The sequence below is a fragment of the Pseudomonas sp. GW823-FHT01D03 genome (genome assembly GCF_058798255.1).
This window is the reverse complement of sequence record NZ_JBXAKK010000001.1, coordinates 4,595,359-4,611,665: the sequence shown is the minus strand read 5'-3', so window position 1 is coordinate 4,611,665 and position 16,307 is coordinate 4,595,359. Positions and strand designations below refer to the sequence as shown.

Annotated in this window: 16 protein-coding genes and 2 pseudogenes; 5 read left to right on the top strand and 13 right to left on the bottom strand. The window is 60.0% G+C overall.

Annotated features, from left to right (window positions below; translation table 11 throughout):
• Nucleotides 1-173: 173 nt before the first annotated feature.
• Nucleotides 174-1,196, bottom strand: a complete 1,023-nt coding sequence (locus AC1RBR_RS20345; RefSeq protein WP_492566315.1) for a transporter — start codon at nt 1,194-1,196, stop codon at nt 174-176.
• Between the two features lie 525 nt (nt 1,197-1,721).
• Here AC1RBR_RS20345 and AC1RBR_RS20340 point away from each other — a divergent pair.
• Nucleotides 1,722-2,168 (top strand): hypothetical protein, encoded by a 447-nt coding sequence (locus AC1RBR_RS20340; RefSeq protein WP_492566313.1) that lies wholly within the window; start codon nt 1,722-1,724, stop codon nt 2,166-2,168.
• Between the two features lie 123 nt (nt 2,169-2,291).
• Here the strand turns inward: AC1RBR_RS20340 and AC1RBR_RS20335 are convergent, their stop codons facing one another.
• The 3 genes from AC1RBR_RS20335 to AC1RBR_RS20325 all read right to left on the bottom strand — a co-directional run bounded on the left by AC1RBR_RS20335 (nt 2,292) and on the right by AC1RBR_RS20325 (nt 5,196).
• Entirely contained in the window at nt 2,292-3,467 is a 1,176-nt protein-coding gene (locus AC1RBR_RS20335; protein WP_492566311.1) for a GAF domain-containing sensor histidine kinase, read from the bottom strand.
• A gap of 160 nt (nt 3,468-3,627) precedes the next feature.
• On the bottom strand, nt 3,628-3,933 hold the full coding sequence (locus tag AC1RBR_RS20330) for a PepSY domain-containing protein (RefSeq protein WP_007917758.1): 306 nt from the start codon (nt 3,931-3,933) through the stop codon (nt 3,628-3,630).
• 138 nt (nt 3,934-4,071) lie between these two features.
• Nucleotides 4,072-5,196 (bottom strand): glycerophosphodiester phosphodiesterase, encoded by a 1,125-nt coding sequence (locus AC1RBR_RS20325; protein WP_492566309.1) that lies wholly within the window; start codon nt 5,194-5,196, stop codon nt 4,072-4,074.
• 222 nt (nt 5,197-5,418) lie between these two features.
• Here AC1RBR_RS20325 and AC1RBR_RS20320 point away from each other — a divergent pair, with 222 nt between their 5' ends.
• Nucleotides 5,419-5,745, top strand: coding sequence for a DUF2025 family protein (locus AC1RBR_RS20320; RefSeq protein ID WP_095137098.1), 327 nt, complete (start codon nt 5,419-5,421; stop codon nt 5,743-5,745).
• A 196-nt stretch (nt 5,746-5,941) separates the two neighbouring features.
• On the opposite strand, the gene AC1RBR_RS20315 is transcribed toward AC1RBR_RS20320, so the two are convergent.
• On the bottom strand, nt 5,942-6,256 hold the full coding sequence (locus AC1RBR_RS20315) for an antibiotic biosynthesis monooxygenase family protein (RefSeq protein WP_492566307.1): 315 nt from the start codon (nt 6,254-6,256) through the stop codon (nt 5,942-5,944).
• A complete protein-coding gene (locus AC1RBR_RS20310; RefSeq protein WP_492566305.1) occupies nt 6,253-6,954 on the bottom strand; it encodes a CTP synthase C-terminal region-related (seleno)protein in 702 nt (233 codons plus the stop codon). Before AC1RBR_RS20310 ends, AC1RBR_RS20315 begins: the two co-directional genes overlap by 4 nt.
• A gap of 52 nt (nt 6,955-7,006) precedes the next feature.
• On the opposite strand from AC1RBR_RS20310, the gene AC1RBR_RS20305 reads away from it, so the two are divergent.
• Nucleotides 7,007-7,948: a LysR family transcriptional regulator gene (locus AC1RBR_RS20305; protein WP_492567262.1), complete on the top strand. Its 942-nt coding sequence runs from the start codon at nt 7,007-7,009 to the stop codon at nt 7,946-7,948.
• Here AC1RBR_RS20305 and AC1RBR_RS20300 read toward each other — a convergent pair whose 3' ends face one another.
• The 5 genes and pseudogenes from AC1RBR_RS20300 to AC1RBR_RS20280 all read right to left on the bottom strand — a co-directional run bounded on the left by AC1RBR_RS20300 (nt 7,949) and on the right by AC1RBR_RS20280 (nt 12,000).
• Nucleotides 7,949-8,482, bottom strand: coding sequence for a DUF1003 domain-containing protein (locus AC1RBR_RS20300; protein ID WP_480403783.1), 534 nt, complete (start codon nt 8,480-8,482; stop codon nt 7,949-7,951).
• Between the two features lie 186 nt (nt 8,483-8,668).
• Nucleotides 8,669-9,106: pseudogene (locus tag AC1RBR_RS20295) on the bottom strand (methyl-accepting chemotaxis protein); the annotation flags it as partial.
• A gap of 108 nt (nt 9,107-9,214) precedes the next feature.
• Nucleotides 9,215-9,898 (bottom strand): annotated as a pseudogene (locus tag AC1RBR_RS20290) (PAS domain-containing protein); the annotation flags it as partial.
• Between the two features lie 287 nt (nt 9,899-10,185).
• Nucleotides 10,186-11,235, bottom strand: a complete 1,050-nt coding sequence (locus tag AC1RBR_RS20285; RefSeq protein ID WP_492566303.1) for a diguanylate cyclase — start codon at nt 11,233-11,235, stop codon at nt 10,186-10,188.
• A gap of 156 nt (nt 11,236-11,391) precedes the next feature.
• Nucleotides 11,392-12,000, bottom strand: a complete 609-nt coding sequence (locus AC1RBR_RS20280; RefSeq protein WP_492566301.1) for a TetR/AcrR family transcriptional regulator — start codon at nt 11,998-12,000, stop codon at nt 11,392-11,394.
• Between the two features lie 216 nt (nt 12,001-12,216).
• Here AC1RBR_RS20280 and AC1RBR_RS20275 point away from each other — a divergent pair, with 216 nt between their 5' ends.
• On the top strand, nt 12,217-13,272 hold the full coding sequence (locus AC1RBR_RS20275) for an MBL fold metallo-hydrolase (protein ID WP_492566299.1): 1,056 nt from the start codon (nt 12,217-12,219) through the stop codon (nt 13,270-13,272).
• A gap of 289 nt (nt 13,273-13,561) precedes the next feature.
• A complete protein-coding gene (locus AC1RBR_RS20270) occupies nt 13,562-15,079 on the top strand; it encodes an amidase family protein (RefSeq protein ID WP_492566297.1) in 1,518 nt (505 codons plus the stop codon).
• A gap of 9 nt (nt 15,080-15,088) precedes the next feature.
• On the opposite strand, the gene AC1RBR_RS20265 is transcribed toward AC1RBR_RS20270, so the two are convergent.
• Both AC1RBR_RS20265 and AC1RBR_RS20260 read right to left on the bottom strand, forming a co-directional pair.
• Entirely contained in the window at nt 15,089-15,397 is a 309-nt protein-coding gene (locus tag AC1RBR_RS20265) for a helix-turn-helix domain-containing protein (protein WP_027612618.1), read from the bottom strand.
• A 93-nt stretch (nt 15,398-15,490) separates the two neighbouring features.
• On the bottom strand, nt 15,491-16,258 hold the full coding sequence (locus tag AC1RBR_RS20260; RefSeq protein ID WP_492566295.1) for an AraC family transcriptional regulator: 768 nt from the start codon (nt 16,256-16,258) through the stop codon (nt 15,491-15,493).
• Between the last annotated feature and the right edge of the window lie 49 nt (nt 16,259-16,307).

Here is a 16,307-nt window from a genome sequence, read left to right as displayed (position 1 = left end):
CCTCCCACAGGAGATGGGCCGTGAATGAAGTATTTTGGCTGGTCGCGATCCGGGGTGGGAGCGGGCTTGCTCGCGAATGCGATCTGTCATTCAGCGATGATGTTGGCTGACCTGGCGCCTTCGGGAGCGCGCCCCCTCCCACAGAGCTCTGTGGTGAACACATAAATCAGGGGTCAATAATCCCCACGCTTGCGAAACGCCCAGCGCCCGGCAATCACGGTAAACGTCGCGACCAGCGCCACCAATATCCAGAACCCCTCGGGATCCGTCGCCAGCGGCACTCCCCCCACGTTCATGCCGAAGAAACCGGCGATGATGTTGATCGGCAGCGCCAGCACCGTGACCACGGTCAGGGTGAACAGTGTACGGTTGCTCTGTTCGTTGAGGTTGGCGGCGATTTCTTCCTGGAGCAGTTTGATCCGCTCGCCGAGGGCGGTGAGGTCGTTGATGATCAGCGCGAACTCCTCGGTGGATTTGCGCAGCTCCTTGACGTCCTCCTTCTGCAGCCACGGCGGCGGACGGTTGAGCAGGCGCAGCAGCGAACCCGGCTCCAGCGCCAACAGCCGTTGCAGGCGCACCAGTACCCGGCGATTGGCGCCGAGTTCGGCGCGGTTGGTCGACAGCCGTGAGGAGAGCAATTCGTCCTCGACCAGATCGACGCTCATGCTGGTCTTTCGCACGATCTGCGTCAGCACTTCACCCTGATCACGCAACAAATGCACCAGCAGTTCCGACGGCGAGCGAAAGCATTCGCCGGCCTTCACCGACGAACGCAATTTGTCCACCGAGTGCAGCGGTTGCAGGCGTGCGCTGACGATCAGTTTGCTGCGCACGCAGACCCACAGCGTCGACACGTCCGAGGAGACCATGCTGCTGAGGTTGAACACCACGTCGTTGACCACCGCCAGCAAGGCCGAGTCAACGTGCTCGATGCGCGTCGAACGCGAACCTTCGTGCAGCGCCTCGAAAAACTCTTCGGGCAATTGCAGATGACTTTTCATCCAGCGCTCGCATGCGGCGTGGGCCAGGTTCAGGTGCAGCCAGAGGAATTCATCACTGTCGCTGACGTCTTGCAGACAACGCAGGGCGGTCGCCGAATCGACTTCGCGGCCACGTTCACCGGGACGAAAACGAAAGCCGTAAAGCAAACCGAACAAATCAGGATCGCGATGACTGAGGTCGAGGCTGTGGTTCATGGAGGCTCGCTGCGAGGAGGGCGTCTGGCGCAGGGTTTCAGATTCACCTGAACCGGATCATCGCAACCGCACATGACGTTGGCGTGACTGCAAAATGACAGCGATCCGGATCGCCCACTGGTAACCCTGTGGGAGGGGGCTTGCTCCCGAATGCGGATGATCATTGAGTGATGATGTGGATGACACGCCGCTTTCGCGAGCAAGCCCGCTCCCACCCTGGGCCAGAGTCGATCACAGCCTCCTAATTCACCTGCCAATGGTCGGATTTTCTTCAAGAAGCGCTCTGGTACGCCGATCACGCCTGGTTACGTTAGTCATGCAGAGCGCATTCACAGCATCACCCAGATGCGTGGTGAGATTGCCATTGCCGCCACGGTGATCCGTCGCCTGAGCGCCTGAGCGCCTGAGCGCCTGACGTCCGCCGACGTGTACCGGTTCGGTTACCGAGTCGGTACACAGTCGATCTCAAATCCGTGCGAATGCCGCCGATGGCCGGTTATCTATAACCGGCATTGGAGCCAGCCCATGGTCAGCATCACCTCCGTTTCGATCAATCAGACCGTCAGCACCGCCACCAGCAAGACCAGGATCAGCGACGCCAGTGACGACACCTTGACCACTGCAACCAGCAGCACTGGCGTCAGCGCCGATACCAGCAAAGTGGCGGCCGGCGGTGGCGCGGCTCCGGCGGGCGACAGCAGTTCCGACAGCAGCGCTGAATCGGATTCGGTGAAAGCACTGCGCAAGCAGATCGCTGAGCTGCAAAAGCAACTGCAGGAACAGCAGCAGGCACTGCAAGCGGCTCAGGCCAAGCAGGAAGACGCTGATGCCAAAGCGGCTGACGTGGCCTCTGCCGAGTCGCAAATCTCCAGCACCTCGGCTTCGTTGCAGACCGCGACGGCGGCGCTGTTGCAGGCATTGCAGGAGTCGGGCGGCAGCACTTCGGGCTCGCTGGTCAGCACCTCGGCTTAAGCATCACGCGATTACCCTGTAGGAGTGAGCCTGCTCGCGATAGCGGTATATCTGCCATATTCATGGTGACTGACATACCGCTATCGCGAGCAGGCTCACTCCTACAGGGAACTGTGGTGTGTTTCAGAGGGTTGGCAGGCTGAAGGTGAACAGCGTGCCGCTCTGTGCGGTGGACGCCACATGCAAATGCCCGCCATGGGACTGGGCGATCTGGCTGGCGATATACAGCCCCAGACCGAGCCCGGCCTGGGGCGCGCTGCCGGTCGGGCGCGAGTAAGGCTGGAACAGATGCGGCAGGATCGCCTCGGGAATATGCCCCAGGTTTTTCACTGCCAGCATCAACGCACCGTGCTCAACCTGGGCGATCACTTCGATATCCCCATCCGGGTCGCCATGGGCCACGGCATTGGCCAACAGGTTCGACAGCAGTTGAGCGATCCGCGCCCGGTCGCAGGGCACGCCCCGCAAGTCGCCGATGGACGCATGAATCGTGCGCTGCGGATGCACGTTGCGAATCTCCGTCACCACTTGCTGCACGGCTTCGGTCAAATCCGCGCAGGGCTGGATATCCACTGGAATGCCCTTGCCCAAGCGTCCGCGAGCGAAGTCGAGCACATCATCCACCAACCGCGTCGCCCGTTGCGCACTGCCAAGGATGTTGCGTACCCGCACTTCGATGGCCGGATCCGGATGCTTGCGCAGAAGCATTTCGGCACCGGCACTGATGGCGAACAACGGGTTGCGCAAGTCGTGGCCGAGCACGGCGATGAACTGCTCGCGCAACTCGGCGGTTTCGCGCTCCTGCAACAACGCCGTTTCGGTGCGCTGCGCGTTTTCCTCGGCTTCGATCTGCAACGCGAGCATCCGCGCGAACGACTCCATGGTGCTCTGGATGCTGCTGGACTTGAGCTCTGCCGGGTTCGGATCGAGCGCGCAGATCGTGCCGAAAAACCGTCCGTCGGTGCGGAACACCGGCACCGAGATATAGCTCTCGAATTTGTACAGGCGCGGGGTGTGATGATCGCAGTAGAGCGGGTCTTCGCTGGCCTTGTCGATTACCACCGAGGTGTGCGCAGCACGGATTTCGTGGCACAGCGTGGTGACCAGATCCAGCTCGCCACCGACCTGCAGGCCGAAATCCAGTTGATCGAGGACGGCGCAGGCTGTCCACGAATCCTCGGTAACCCGCGCCACGGCGGCAAAGCGCAGGCCGGTCAGTTCGCGGATCACCTGAAGGATCGCCGGAACCGCGCTGATCCGTCCGATTGTCGCGATGTCTGCTGCCGCTGTCTGCCCCATGCCCATCGTTCTCGGCTGCAATCGTTATCTGATGGTCGCCATACTAGCGGTCTGATGGCGGTTTTGGCATCCCTTCAGGCTGCATCCGCGTGATTCGCCGGGCTACGGACGCAAAAAAGCCGCACGATCGCTGATCGTGCGGCTTTGCTTTGGCGGTGTATCAGGTGTCTTGCTTGTTGCTCAGGACTTTGCCGGTGGTGGCGTCGAAGTCGACGTCGAACTCTTTGCCATCGGCGGTTTTCAGCTCGACTTCGTACTCGTAACCGTTGAAGTGGTTATCCAGATCGGTGTCGGTGATGGTTGCACCCGGGTGCAGTTTCAGCGCTTCGGCGTTCATCGACTCCAGCGACTTGATCTTGCCGGATTTGACCAGCTCAGGGATCTGGTCGACGCGGACATCAGCCTGGGCCAGGCCAGCAGTCAGGGTCAGGGCAGCGGCGGTAAACAGGGCAGTCAAAGTTTTCATCGGCTCATTCCTTGGGTTGTTCGTTGAAGTGGGCTCAGGTTAACCACCACAACTTAACTCACCCTTAAAACCCCAGATCGCGGGCAAGACTCTTGTAGGAGTGAGCCTGCTCGCGATGCGGACAACCCGGTCTGCCGATCAGAACCCGTTGTTTTTCAACACCTGATCCACACTGGCTGGCGCCGGACGCTTGTAGAACTTCAACAGCTCACTGGCACGGTTGGTGAAGATGCCATCAACGCCGGCCGCCATGACTTTCTCGAAGTCCACCGGCTCATCGACGGTGTAGACGTGCACCAGCATGCCCTGATCGTGGGTGTACTGGTTCATCCACGGTTGCACCAAGTCCGAATAGCTCTGGTCGCCGCCCTTGGTCAGCTTGGCCGACGGACCGGTGCCGATGGCGCCGTGAGCCTTGGCGAAATCCACCCATTGCTTGAATTCGGCTTCGGATTTCGGCTCCTGCTTGCCGTAGAACAGGTTCTTGTCCTTCTCGCCGGACTCGGCAAAGGTCACTTTGGATTTCGGCTCGATGCTGCCTTCGCCGACCCACAGCAGCAGGATTTTCGGCACTTGCGGCATTTCCTTTTGCAGCAGTTCGAGGCTGTTCTTCTCGAAAGTCTGCAGGATCACCTTGCCTTTGCCCTGGCCGACGGCCAACTCGCTTTTCGCCAGTTTCGAACCGGCCGGGCTCAGCCAGCCGCGATCTTGCAGCTTCTCTTTGAGGTCATGCTCGATCCCCGGAAACAGCTGCGGCTCCTTGGTTTCGATGTAAAGACCCGGCTTGTGTTTCGGGTTGGCCTGGGCGATGTCGATGATTTCATCGAGGGTGAGGATTTTCAGCCCGGCATAGGTCGGACGCGCGCGATCCGGGTAGGCCTTGTTGTACCAGCTGCCGGCGTCGAGGGTTTTCAGTTCGGCCATGGTGAAGGCGGTGGCCGGGCTGTCCTTGCGCTCCGGGAACTTGGTCGCGACGTCAGTGGTGCGTTGCAGGTTGTTGTCGTGCAGGGCGAACAGCACGCCGTCCTTGCTGCGCTGCAAATCCATTTCCAGATAGTCGGCGCCGAGGTCGCGGGCCAGTTTGTAGGAGGCAGCGGTGGATTCCGGAGCATCGAAGGACGCGCCACGGTGCGCGATCACGGCTGGATGCGGGATGCCATGGGCGGCGGCCAGTGCGTTGACGTCAGTCTGGGCGGCGTGGGCCTGGCCGAGACCGAGCAGCAGGCTCAGCATGAGGGCGCTTTTGGTGAAAGTGGCGGGCATGTTCGAGTTCCTTTCGCAGGGCATTTTCAAAGACGTACCTTTTAACAACTGAATCGATTGGGTGCTATCGCCAGACCGACATAAACGTATTAAAAGCGATTTTTCCTGCACTTTTGTGGCGCGGTTTGCAGTACGCTTGCCCTCGGCAGACGCTCCGGCAGAGGGCGCGCCGATTCTGTTGCCCTGCGTGTAAACCATCGATGATTTTTCGTGAGGTTTACCATGCGCATCACTTCCCAACTCATCTGTCAGGCCGCCGATGACCTCAAGGGTTTTGTCGGCCTAAACCGCAAGACCGGCCAGTACATCGTGCGTTTCAGCGAAGATTCGTTCGGCATGGACGTGGCGGATGACGGCATTATTCCTGTGAATGAATTCGTCTGGGCGCCGGCCTCTGAGACGACCATGACCTTGAAGCGCGAGCTGATTCAGTTGTTGCTGGATCAGAACATTGATGACCGGATCAACATCAGCGAGCCGTTGCGGGTGTACATGAGCAAGGTTGAGGTGCCGGAGATTGTGGCGGTGCGCAGTCTGGTGAAGGGCTGAAGTTTTTGTATTGACGGTACTGGCCTCTTCGCGGGCAAGCCCGCTCCCACATTGGATCTGTGGCGTTCACGAATTCCTGTGGCAGCTGGCTTGCCAGCGATGAGGCCAGTAAGCACACAACCAAATTCAAAACCCAAACGCGGTACCTGTGGGAGCGGGCTTGCTCGCGAAGAGGCCAGTCAGCACGCCGCCATTGTCACTGCCCAAACCGATACTCGCGCTCCACCCGACACACCTGCGTCTGAAACTTCGAATACCACTGCGCCCGCCCGCGCGCCTGAATCACCCGGTGCTCGGGATGCTCGCGCCAGGCCAGAATCGCCGCCTCGCTCTGCCAGTACGAAATGGTGATCCCGACCCCGTCTTCCCCGCGAATCGAATCAATGCCGAGAAACCCCGGTTGCTGGCTGACCAGCTCCATCATCCGTTCCGACGCCGCCGCATATCCGTTGTCACCCTCGGTGCGGGTCGAAGTGAAAATCACCGCAAAGCAAGGCTCGTTCGGCTTCATGGGCGTCGCACCGCACTCGCTTCGACAAACGCCCGCACCAGCGGCGGAATGTTGCCCTTGAGCGCGGCACGTTCCGGTTGAAACAGCGTGGCGACAAAAAACACATGGTCAGTCAATTCGATCGCGCGCAAGTCGCCTGCCGAATCATGCCCCACGGCGCGTAGCTGATGGGTCAGCAATTCTTGTTGCAACTGCGGATTCACTCCGAACCGGCAGCGATAGCCTTCGTGAATCTGCGAGGTTTCGTACGCCTTGGCGATCAACGAGCCAGCGACCAGATGAATGCTGTCCACCGCCTCCACCAACGCACAGGTCAGCGGCGTGAGCACGGCTCGCGGCGAATCCGGTGACGTTTCGCCGTGTTCGGCATCGGCCCAGCCCAGCACGTTGCGGGAAAATTCCAGCAGTGCATGCTGAAAACCACCGCAGGTGCCGAGGAAAGGGCGCTGCTGTTCGCGGGCAAAACGAATGGCCCTGAGTGCACCAGCCTCGTTTCTGTAGGGGCTGCCCGGAACGCACCAGAAACCGTCGAAGGGATCCAGCGCAGCGTCGGCATGAATCTGCTCGGTGGGTAGCCATTCGAATTGCACATTGTGGCCGGACTGCTCGGCGATCATGCCGAGGGCAACGGGGATCGCCTGGTGGGCGGTGACTTGCGGGTCGTGATCGCCGATCAGGGCGATGGAAATGGCGTCCATGGGATTTCCTTGATTTGAGTGAGTGATGAACCTCTGGGGGAGGGGGCTGCAGTTGTCGATCACCGGGGCTCACTATAGATTGGCGTTCACGCACTCAATATTGGCGTTTCCCCAAGTGATCAATGCAGCGACGCACTATCGGCTCGACTACCCGGATCTGGCATTGATCCTTGCTCTGGTGCGCGGCGGCTCTCTGGCCCGGGCGGCGCAGCTGCTCAGGGTAGACGTGTCGACGGTGTTTCGCGCGGTGCGGCGGCTGGAGTCGGCGCTTGGTCAGCAATTGTTCGAAAAGAGTCGCGCCGGTTACCTGCCCACCACCCTCGCGCAGACCCTCGCCGAGCAGGCCGAACGCGCCGAACAGGCACTGGAAGCGGCGCGGATCGGTGTCGAGCAGGGCGGTGAAGTGGTCAGCGGCACGGTGCGCCTGACGTGTACCGATTCGGTGCTGCAAGGGCTGTTGTTGCCGGCGCTGGCGCAGTTCATGCCGAACTACCCGGCGTTGACTCTCGAACTGAGCACCTCCAACGATTTCGCCAACCTCAGCCGCCGCGATGCTGACATCGCCCTGCGCCTGACGCGTACACCGCCGGAGCATCTGGTCGGACGGCAACTGGCGAAGATTTCCTACCGGGTCTGCGCCAGTGCGCGTTATCTGCAAACCGTCGATGCGACGGATCTGGCGGCGCTGACTTGGATCGCCCCGGACGAGTTTCTGCCGGATCACCCGACCGTTGCCTGGCGTCGCCAGCAGTTGCCCGGTGTGATCCCGGCTTATCGCTGCAACAGCATGCTCTCGGTGACGGAGCTGGTGCGTGGCGGACTCGGGGTGGCGGCGTTGCCGGACTTTCTGATCTGCGAAGATTTGCAGGCCCTCAGCGAACCGCTGCACGGCTACGACACCGCGCTGTGGCTGCTGACCCGCCCTGATTGTCGGGCGTTGCGCTCGGTGGTCACGCTGTTCGATGAACTGGGGCGGGCACTGCGGTTGCCGTGATCAGCGTTGCGGGTTCTGGCAGATGTGCGCATGCAGCTCGCGGGTCAGGCCTTCGATGCGTTCGGTCAGGCTCTTGGTCATTTCGGTGAGGCGGGTGTTCTGTTCCAGCAGTTCGAGCAGTTGCGCGGTGGTCTGCGCCGCTTGGGCCTGGCGCTCACTGTTGGCCACCGCCAGCGCTTCACGGTGCTGTGCGTCGGCGTCCGATTGCGCCTTGTCCCGCGCGGCTTGCCGGGTTTGTGCCAGCAGGATCAACGGTGCGGCGTAGGCCGATTGCAGGCTGAACGCGAGGTTCAGCAGAATGAACGGATACACGTCGAAAGTGGTGATCCCCGTCGCATTGAGGCACACCCACAACAGCACGATCAGAGTTTGTGCGCCAAGAAAGGTCGGCGTGCCGAAGAACCGCGCGAAGGCCTCGGCGCGCAGGGCGAACGCGTCGTTGCCGAAGGTGGTGTTGAGGTGGGCGTGGGGGCGGTGGAAGCGCAGGTGGTCGACGGGGGCGGTGGCGGGGACGTCGGGTTTTTCTGTGGTCATGATGGGCTCGGCAGGACTTGGGACTGAGGGTCACTATAGTCCTGCATCGAGGCTTATGGCCCTTTCGCGGGCAAGCCCGCTCCCACAGGTTAATGGTTGATCACAAGTTAAGAGATCGACTCAATCCCTGTGGGAGCGGGCTTGCTCGCGAAAGCCGCGACGCGGTCCAACGGCCCGACATATCGATCAGCCCGGCGCCCGCTCATTGGCAAACATGCTCACCGCCTGCACCGCTTCACTGGCGCCATCGCGGATCTGCAGAATCACGCTGCCGGCCTGATCCGCCAGTTCAACGCCTTGTGCCGCCCGCCCGCGTGTGCCTTCCATGCTCTTGATCGCCTGACGGGTTTCGCTCTGGATCAGGCCGATCATGTTGGATATCTCCGCCGTCGAGCCGCTGGTGCGCGCCGCCAGTTGCCGCACCTCGTCCGCCACCACGGCAAACCCGCGCCCCTGATCCCCGGCACGCGCCGCTTCAATCGCTGCGTTGAGGGCCAGCAGATTGGTCTGGTCGGCAATCGCGCGGATAGTGTTGACGATCGCGGTGATCTGCTCCGAACGCTCGCCAAGTTGCGCGATCAACGTAGAAGATTGTGCGATGTCGTCAGCGATTTCGCGCATCTCACTGGCCGCCTGCTGGATCACCTGAGTGCCTTGCTCGGCGACTTTCCGGGTTTCCACGGAGATGTGATAAGCGGCGCTGGCGCTGCGCGCATCGTGCTCGTGCTGCTCGACCCGGGCGGTGACGTCCGTGGCGAATTTCACCACTTTGCACAACCGCCCGGCAGCGTCGTACACCGGGTTGTAGTTGGCCTCCAGCCACACACTCTGGCCGCGTTTGTCGACGCGTTCGAACTGACCCTGAAACAGCTCACCCTGATTCAGCCGCCGCCAGAAATCCTCGTAAGCGCTGCTGTTGACCAGCTCCGCCCGGCAGAACAAGCGGTGATGTTTACCCTTCAGTTCAGCGAGCGTGTAACCCATGCGTGTCAGAAAATTCTGGTTGGCCGTGAGAATGCCGCCGTTGAGGTCGAATTCGATCACCGCCATCGCCCGGTCGATCGCCTGCAGCTTGGCGTTGGCCTCGCTTTCCTGCTGGACCTTGGTCGTCACGTCCATGGCGAATTTGACCACTTTGACCACGCGCCCCGACGCATCCTTGATCGGGTTGTAATTGGCTTCCAGCCAGACCGGCTGGCCCTGGCTGTTGATCCGCTCGAAGGTGCCGGACTGGAATTGACCGTTTTTCAGGCGTGACCAAAGCTCGGTGTATTGCGCGCTGCGACCAAATTCCGGGGTACAGAACAAGCGATGAGGCTGGCCGATCACCTGGTCGGCGCGGTAACCCATGGTTTTCAGGAAATTGTCATTGGCTTTTAACACCACGCCTTCAAGATCGAACTCGATCACCGCCATGGAGCGATTGATCGCTTCAAGCAGGCCATTCTGTTCGGTGATGGTGTGTTGAAGGTCGTTGAGTTCGGACTGGTGGCGTTTGAAAAACATAGGGGCAGTACCTGGAAGTAGGGAAAGACGAGGTTTGTGTCCCTGTTTCCGCGCTGGCAGAGCAAATGCTGGATGAGCATTGCAATTGACTGCAAAGTGCCAGCATCCAGGCTGACGAGGCGATCTTATACAAACTGCTTTGAGTTGTACAAGAAATTGCGAATCAGTTTTTTCAATGCTGAAAGTTTGGCGTCTTCTTAGCCCGGACTGCTCAGCGCCACGCTGATGGTGTTGCGCCCCGTGTGTTTGGCGGTGTACAGCGCTTTGTCGGCGTCATCCAGCCAGGCAACCGCGTCGCTGTACGTCTGCTGAAACCGGGCCAGGCCAATACTCAGGCTGACGCGCAGCTCTGGCACATCCGGGTGCCGATATTGGTCCAGCGCCTGACGCAATCGTTCCATTTGCGCCTCGGCTTTATTGAGTGGCTGGTCGGGCAGGATCAGGCAAAACTCGTCGCCGCCATAACGGCCGGCCCGTTCACCCTCGGCCAGCAGTCCCTTCAGTGCCTGGCTCAGCTCACGCAGCACGGCGTCGCCAACGATGTGCCCATAGTTGTCGTTGATGGTCTTGAAATGATCGATGTCGATCAGCGCCAGAATGTCCTGGGTGTGGTTTTGCTGGCACAGCATGAAATGCGTGTGCAGCAGATCCTTCCAGGCGCCGTGATTGAGCAGCCCGGTGAGGCTGTCGGTGCGGCTCAGGTCTCTGAGTGCACGTTTGTGTTGTGCAAGTTTGATCGCCAGTTGGTAACTGACCATGCCCAGGGCCAGTGGATACAAGGTGAGCATCGGCAGACAGGCCCAGACCTGGATCTGCGTCATCGTCGGACTGAACTTGAAGCCGAACAGTAACCAGCCCAGCAGCACGCCGGCGACTTGGGCCAGGGCACCGAGCAGGAACAGACGTCGTCCACCGGCGGCGACATTGTTCATGGTCATCATCGACAGAATGGTCACGGTGGTCAGCGGATTGAACTGAAAGCACGCGGTCCAGAAGCCCCCGCACAACGAGTCGTACAACAGGTTGCGGCGTTCGGCGTGGTAGGGGAAGGTCGAGTGGGTCGAAATCTGGTAGGCCAGGTGCGGCCAGATAAAACCGTTGAACACCAGCAGCGCCCAGAGCCAGTTCGGCATGTGCAACGGATACAGCGCGGCCGCGACGCTGAAAAAGCCGACGCCCAGACCGATGATCCTGGGCAGATAAATGCGTCTGGCGAATGACAAGCCTTTGCCGCGTTGATTTTCCATGATGTCCCGCGCCAGATTCATCCTGAAATACTTTGAAGTGTTTTTTCAGGTTGACCGTTCGTCGGTCAATTGTCGGACATTGTCATTTATTCCAGCAGGAATAATCAGTGTCCTTCCGAGCCATTTAATCGTGGCGGGGCGCTGGAGAGGGCCGGTTTAGAGCTGGTATCTGGCCAGAAACATCTCCATTGCCGACTCGGCCACGGCTTTCTGCGTGTCTGCGTCCAGCGGCGGCAGGCCCATGGAAATCTGCGGCCAGAAACCGAACGATTTCAACAGACCTTGCACCTGCTGTGCAGCGAATTCTGCGTTCACGGTTTTCAGCCGACCATCCGCCAGCGCAGCGCGAATCCACACCGTCAGGCCTTCTTCGCGCTCGCCCATGCGCGCCACCATGTCCTGCGCGCGCTCCGGAGAATGGATGGTGGCGGCAATCGCCACCCGCGCCAGTCCGAGGAAGTTGTCATCGGCCATCATCTGCAGTTTAGCCAGCAACATGGGCAGCAGTTGCTCGCGCAGCGGCTGATCCGCGCGATAGGAAACGGTTTGCTCGTCGGTAATCCGTGCCCAGAGTTGGTTGAGAATTTCAGCGAACAGCTCTTCCTTGCTGGGAAAATGGTTGTACACCGTGCGCTTCGACACCCCGGCGGTGGCCGCGATCTTGTCCATGCTGGTGACCTCGAACCCGTTGGCACGGAATTCGGCAATCGCCGCCTGAATAATGGCTTCGCGTTTGCGATCGGTGAGGCGCTGTGGAGCTGTCATAAGTACGCTTCGGCAGAGGAGAGGTGGAATTACACTTGGCAGTTTACTTGTCATCGCGTTTCATGCAACCTAGAAACTACACCGTCCAGTGTAATGTTGCGTTAATCCGCGCAACCTAAAAACCAGAAAGTTCGGCTGATGCGTGCGTGCCTTGGCCATTTATCGTCCCACCGTGAAAAACTGCGAATCGCGCGGTTTTTCTGGAGTCTCTCAGTCATGGCCAATCCAGATTTGTCTGCGGATCAAACTTCCACGCCTGAAGCCTCGCGTCAGGATCAAGGGTTGTTCCGTAACCATGCGCCGGTACAACGCGAAGGTGGGCGCAAGATGCTGCGGATCATGTGGAACATGATCTTCAACAAACCGCGCAATACCCGTCCCGCCGCTGCAATCCCGGTGCAACCGCTGACCCGTGAAGACCTGCTGGCAGCACCGAATCACAGTGTTTACCGCCTCGGTCACTCGACCCTGCTGCTGAAGTTGCGCGACAAATTCTGGATCACCGATCCGGTCTTCGCCGAGCGTGCGTCGCCGGTGCAATGGGCCGGCCCGAAACGCTTTCACCAGCCGCCGATCAGCATCGACCAGTTGCCGCCGATCGAAGCGGTGATCCTGTCGCACAACCACTACGACCACCTCGATTACCAGGCGGTACTGAAATTGGCGGCCAAGACCACCTACTTCCTGACCCCGCTGGGCGTCGGCGACACCCTGATCAAATGGGGCATCGACGCCAGTAAAGTTCGCCAGTACGACTGGTGGCAGGGCACCGAAATCGCCGGCATCCGCTTCGTTGCCACTCCCTCGCAGCACTTCTCCGGCCGCAGCCTGTTCGACAGCAACAGCACCCTGTGGGCCTCGTGGGTGATGATCGACGGCGACACGCGAATCTTCTTCAGCGGCGACAGCGGCTACTTCGACGGCTTCAAACGCATCGGCGAACAGTACGGCCCATTCGACCTGACCCTGATGGAAACCGGCGCCTACAACGTCGAATGGCCACACGTGCACATGCAACCCGAAGAAACCCTGCAGGCGCACCTCGACCTCAAGGGCCGCTGGCTGTTTCCGATCCACAACGGCACCTTCGACCTGGCGATGCACGCCTGGCATGAACCGTTTGACCGGATTCTGGCGCTGGCGTGGGAGCGTAGTGTTGCGATTACCACGCCGCGAATGGGCGAGGCGTTCAACCTGGCGCAGCCGCAGCGCGGAAGTGCATGGTGGTTGGCGGTTGAAGGCGAGACTGAAGCGGTGGTGCAGGGCGCCTGACGACTTGGCGCCTGCCGAGTCAGGAAAACACCACTCAATACGCCCTTCTTTCCGTGATCGAGGGGCTGGCTTCACCACATCTCGCTGGCGGGCTAAGAGTAAGTTCAGTGGTGGTTGAATCTGGAAGAAGATGTGTAAGAAAAAGCCTCCGCCCCGTGTGGCGACTACAAATCAGGCTGACTTTTCCTACTGATGATTGTCCTTGTGCTGACAGCTCTTTCTGACGGTGTCGGTAGGCTGTGTCGCGAGTGAATGACTCACTCGCTTTTTTCATACAAGGACGATCCCGATGAAACACCCCTTCAAACGCCGTATGAACACGCTGGCGCAAGCCATCCTGATTTCGCTGACAGCAACAACTATCGCCAACGCCACTACGGCAAATGCCGCGCTCGAATACGCCAGCGTCACTGAACTCGGCGGCCTGATGGCGAACAATGAGCTGACCTCTGTCGCGCTGGTTGAGCATCTCACCCAGCGAATTGCTGACCTGGATAAACAAGGCCCGGCCCTTCACGCCGTCATCGAGCTCAACCCGCAAGCCCTCGACATTGCCAGGGCGCTGGACGAAGAACGTGCAGAAGGTCGGACGCGGGGGGCACTGCATGGGATTCCCGTGCTGCTCAAAGACAACTTCGATACCGCCGACGGCCTGCAAACCAGTGCGGGTTCTTTAGCGATGGTCGGTCAGCCGCCTGCCAATGATGCTTTTGTGGTTAAACAATTGAGGGATGCCGGCGCGATTGTGTTGGGCAAAACCAACATGAGTGAGTGGGCTTACGTGCGAGACATGGATCTGCCGCATGGTTGGAGTGGCCGCGGTGGCCAAGGGAAAAACCCACACCTGTCGAGTCAAAGCACCTGCGGCTCCAGCTCCGGTTCCGCCTCTGCTGTGGCAGCAGGTTTTGCGCCGCTGTCCCTGGGCACCGAAACCAATGGTTCGATCACTTGCCCGGCATCGGCCAACGGTGTGGTTGGCGTGAAACCAACACTGGGTTTGTTAAGCCGATCCGGGATCGTGCCGATCACTCGTCTGCAAGACACTCCGGGTACCCTCAGCCGCACCGTTCGCGATGCGGCGCTGACGTTCAATGTCATGCAAGGTGTCGATGCTGCAGACTCCGCCACTTCGGGCGCACCCACAGGTATCGATTACACGGCGTTGCTGTCCAACGATGCCCTGCAAGACAAACGCATCGGTTATCCCGTTGCCTACGTCGGCACCAACGGTATGCCTCTGACACCCGGCGTTGAGTTTCTGGCGGCCATGGACACACTGCAGAAACAAGGCGCCACGATCGTGCCAGTGACTGTTCGCTTGCCGGACATCGATGGCTACATCCCAGGGTTGATGGGTGGGATGAAACACGAATTGCCCGAATACTTTGCCAGCCGTCCCGACCTGCCAATCCAGTCACTGCAAGCGTTGATCGACTTCAACAAAACCGATCCCGGCAAAGAGGATCACGGACAGGCCATGCTCGAAGCGATCAACGATCTGGACATGACGCATGATCAGGCAAGTGCTTCGCTCGCAGCCATCAGCGAAAAATTCCAAGACGCCATTGACGAGAAACTGCAGGAGCACAACCTCGACGCAATGGTTGCTGACGCCGATGGTTACTCGCAGTTCGCCGCCGCCGTCGCCGGCTACCCTGCGATTACCTTGCCGTCGGGCATGGACGATGACGGGCTACCGACCTCCGTGTTCTTTTTCGGCAAACCATGGAGCGAGCCGCAATTGTTCGCCATGGCCTACAGCTATGAACAAGCCTCGGCCGAGCTGCGGCACCCTGCGTTCAAGTAATCATTCCACCTAAGCAAAATCCCCACGCTCTGCAACGTTCTGCTGCATGGCCTGGGGATTCAATTTGCGACCCGGCGCAAACCCGGGAAAGAACACCAACCCCTGTGCCTCAAACCGATAAGCCAACGCCAGCCGCGTCGCATCCGCCACGTCCTGCTGCGCTTCAAACCGCTGGATATCATCCACCGCAACCTCCGCCTCGCGCGACAGTTGTTCCACGCTCCAGCCCAGCATCGCTCGGGCCTGGACGCAGTGCGTCGGGGTGAACTGGAAAAGGGCAATGCGTTCGAGGATGTGGTTCATCGCAAGAGAGGCCATGGTGTGCTCCGGGCTCAAGAGTGCTGATTGAAAATGTACTGTGTTTTTGTACAGTTGTTTTCGGCCGGGATCAAACGCATTTTTTGATTTGCCCTAGTTCGCCGCCTCCAACCAGACGGACGGTGCCTGTCCGAGGATGCGGCGGAACATCGTCGAGAACGCCGCCGGGCTCTCATAACCGAAGTCCAGGGCGATCCGCGTCACCGCTTCACCGGCCGCCAGCCGCGCCAGCGCCAGCACCACGCAGGCCTGTTGCCGCCATTGGCTGAAGCTCAACCCGGTCTGCTGCCGAAACAGTCTGTTGAAGGTGCGCAAGCTTATGTGCAACTGCTCGGCCCAGTGTTGCGGCGACTGATGGGCGTTCGGCTGAAGCAGAAAGGTCTGACACAAAGCCAGGAGCTTTCCGTCAGTCGGCAGCGGAATGTGCAAGGGCAGGGGCGCACTGCGCGCCAGTTCATGCAGCAGCAGGTCGATCAATACGCCGTCGCGTCCTTCGAGGTCATAAGTCAGCGGCACTTCCACGGCTTCCATCAACAAGTGCCGCATCAACGGCGACACACTGATCACTTGGCAGCGCTCGCCCAAATCCACCGCGCCCGGCTCGATGTACAAACTGCGCGTACTCACGCCGAGCATCAGCACCTCATGCGCCACCCCCGGCGGAATCCACACCGCCCGTTGCGGCGGCACCACCCAGTTGCCGCCATGGGTGCGGACCTGCATCACCCCTGTCGCGCCGTACAACAACTGCGCCCGCCGGTGTGTATGAAATGGCAACAGATGGCCGTGGGAATAATCCGTACCGATCGCCACCACCGGGCGTGGTGTGTGATCCAGCAGATTGATCGAAACATTGCGCATCGAGCGTTTCCCGGTAGTTGGCGTAAACGCAAACATTATTGGCTGAGTT

Excerpts from the sequence above, each read along its gene's own strand:
- AC1RBR_RS20300 (WP_480403783.1), bottom strand. The coding sequence starts at position 8,482 with ATGACCACAGAAAAACCCGACGTCCCCGCCACCGCCCCCGTCGACCAC.
- AC1RBR_RS20335 (WP_492566311.1), bottom strand. The coding sequence starts at position 3,467 with ATGGGGCAGACAGCGGCAGCAGACATCGCGACAATCGGACGGATCAGC.
- AC1RBR_RS20310 (WP_492566305.1), bottom strand. The coding sequence starts at position 6,954 with ATGGACGCCATTTCCATCGCCCTGATCGGCGATCACGACCCGCAAGTC.
- AC1RBR_RS20260 (WP_492566295.1), bottom strand. The coding sequence starts at position 16,258 with ATGCGCAATGTTTCGATCAATCTGCTGGATCACACACCACGCCCGGTG.
- AC1RBR_RS20280 (WP_492566301.1), bottom strand. The coding sequence starts at position 12,000 with ATGACAGCTCCACAGCGCCTCACCGATCGCAAACGCGAAGCCATTATT.
- AC1RBR_RS20265 (WP_027612618.1), bottom strand. The coding sequence starts at position 15,397 with ATGGCCTCTCTTGCGATGAACCACATCCTCGAACGCATTGCCCTTTTC.
- AC1RBR_RS20315 (WP_492566307.1), bottom strand. The coding sequence starts at position 6,256 with ATGAAGCCGAACGAGCCTTGCTTTGCGGTGATTTTCACTTCGACCCGC.
- AC1RBR_RS20340 (WP_492566313.1), top strand. The coding sequence starts at position 1,722 with ATGGTCAGCATCACCTCCGTTTCGATCAATCAGACCGTCAGCACCGCC.
- AC1RBR_RS20270 (WP_492566297.1), top strand. The coding sequence starts at position 13,562 with ATGAAACACCCCTTCAAACGCCGTATGAACACGCTGGCGCAAGCCATC.
- AC1RBR_RS20330 (WP_007917758.1), bottom strand. The coding sequence starts at position 3,933 with ATGAAAACTTTGACTGCCCTGTTTACCGCCGCTGCCCTGACCCTGACT.
- AC1RBR_RS20320 (WP_095137098.1), top strand. The coding sequence starts at position 5,419 with ATGCGCATCACTTCCCAACTCATCTGTCAGGCCGCCGATGACCTCAAG.
- AC1RBR_RS20275 (WP_492566299.1), top strand. The coding sequence starts at position 12,217 with ATGGCCAATCCAGATTTGTCTGCGGATCAAACTTCCACGCCTGAAGCC.
- AC1RBR_RS20345 (WP_492566315.1), bottom strand. The coding sequence starts at position 1,196 with ATGAACCACAGCCTCGACCTCAGTCATCGCGATCCTGATTTGTTCGGT.
- AC1RBR_RS20325 (WP_492566309.1), bottom strand. The coding sequence starts at position 5,196 with ATGCCCGCCACTTTCACCAAAAGCGCCCTCATGCTGAGCCTGCTGCTC.
- AC1RBR_RS20285 (WP_492566303.1), bottom strand. The coding sequence starts at position 11,235 with ATGGAAAATCAACGCGGCAAAGGCTTGTCATTCGCCAGACGCATTTAT.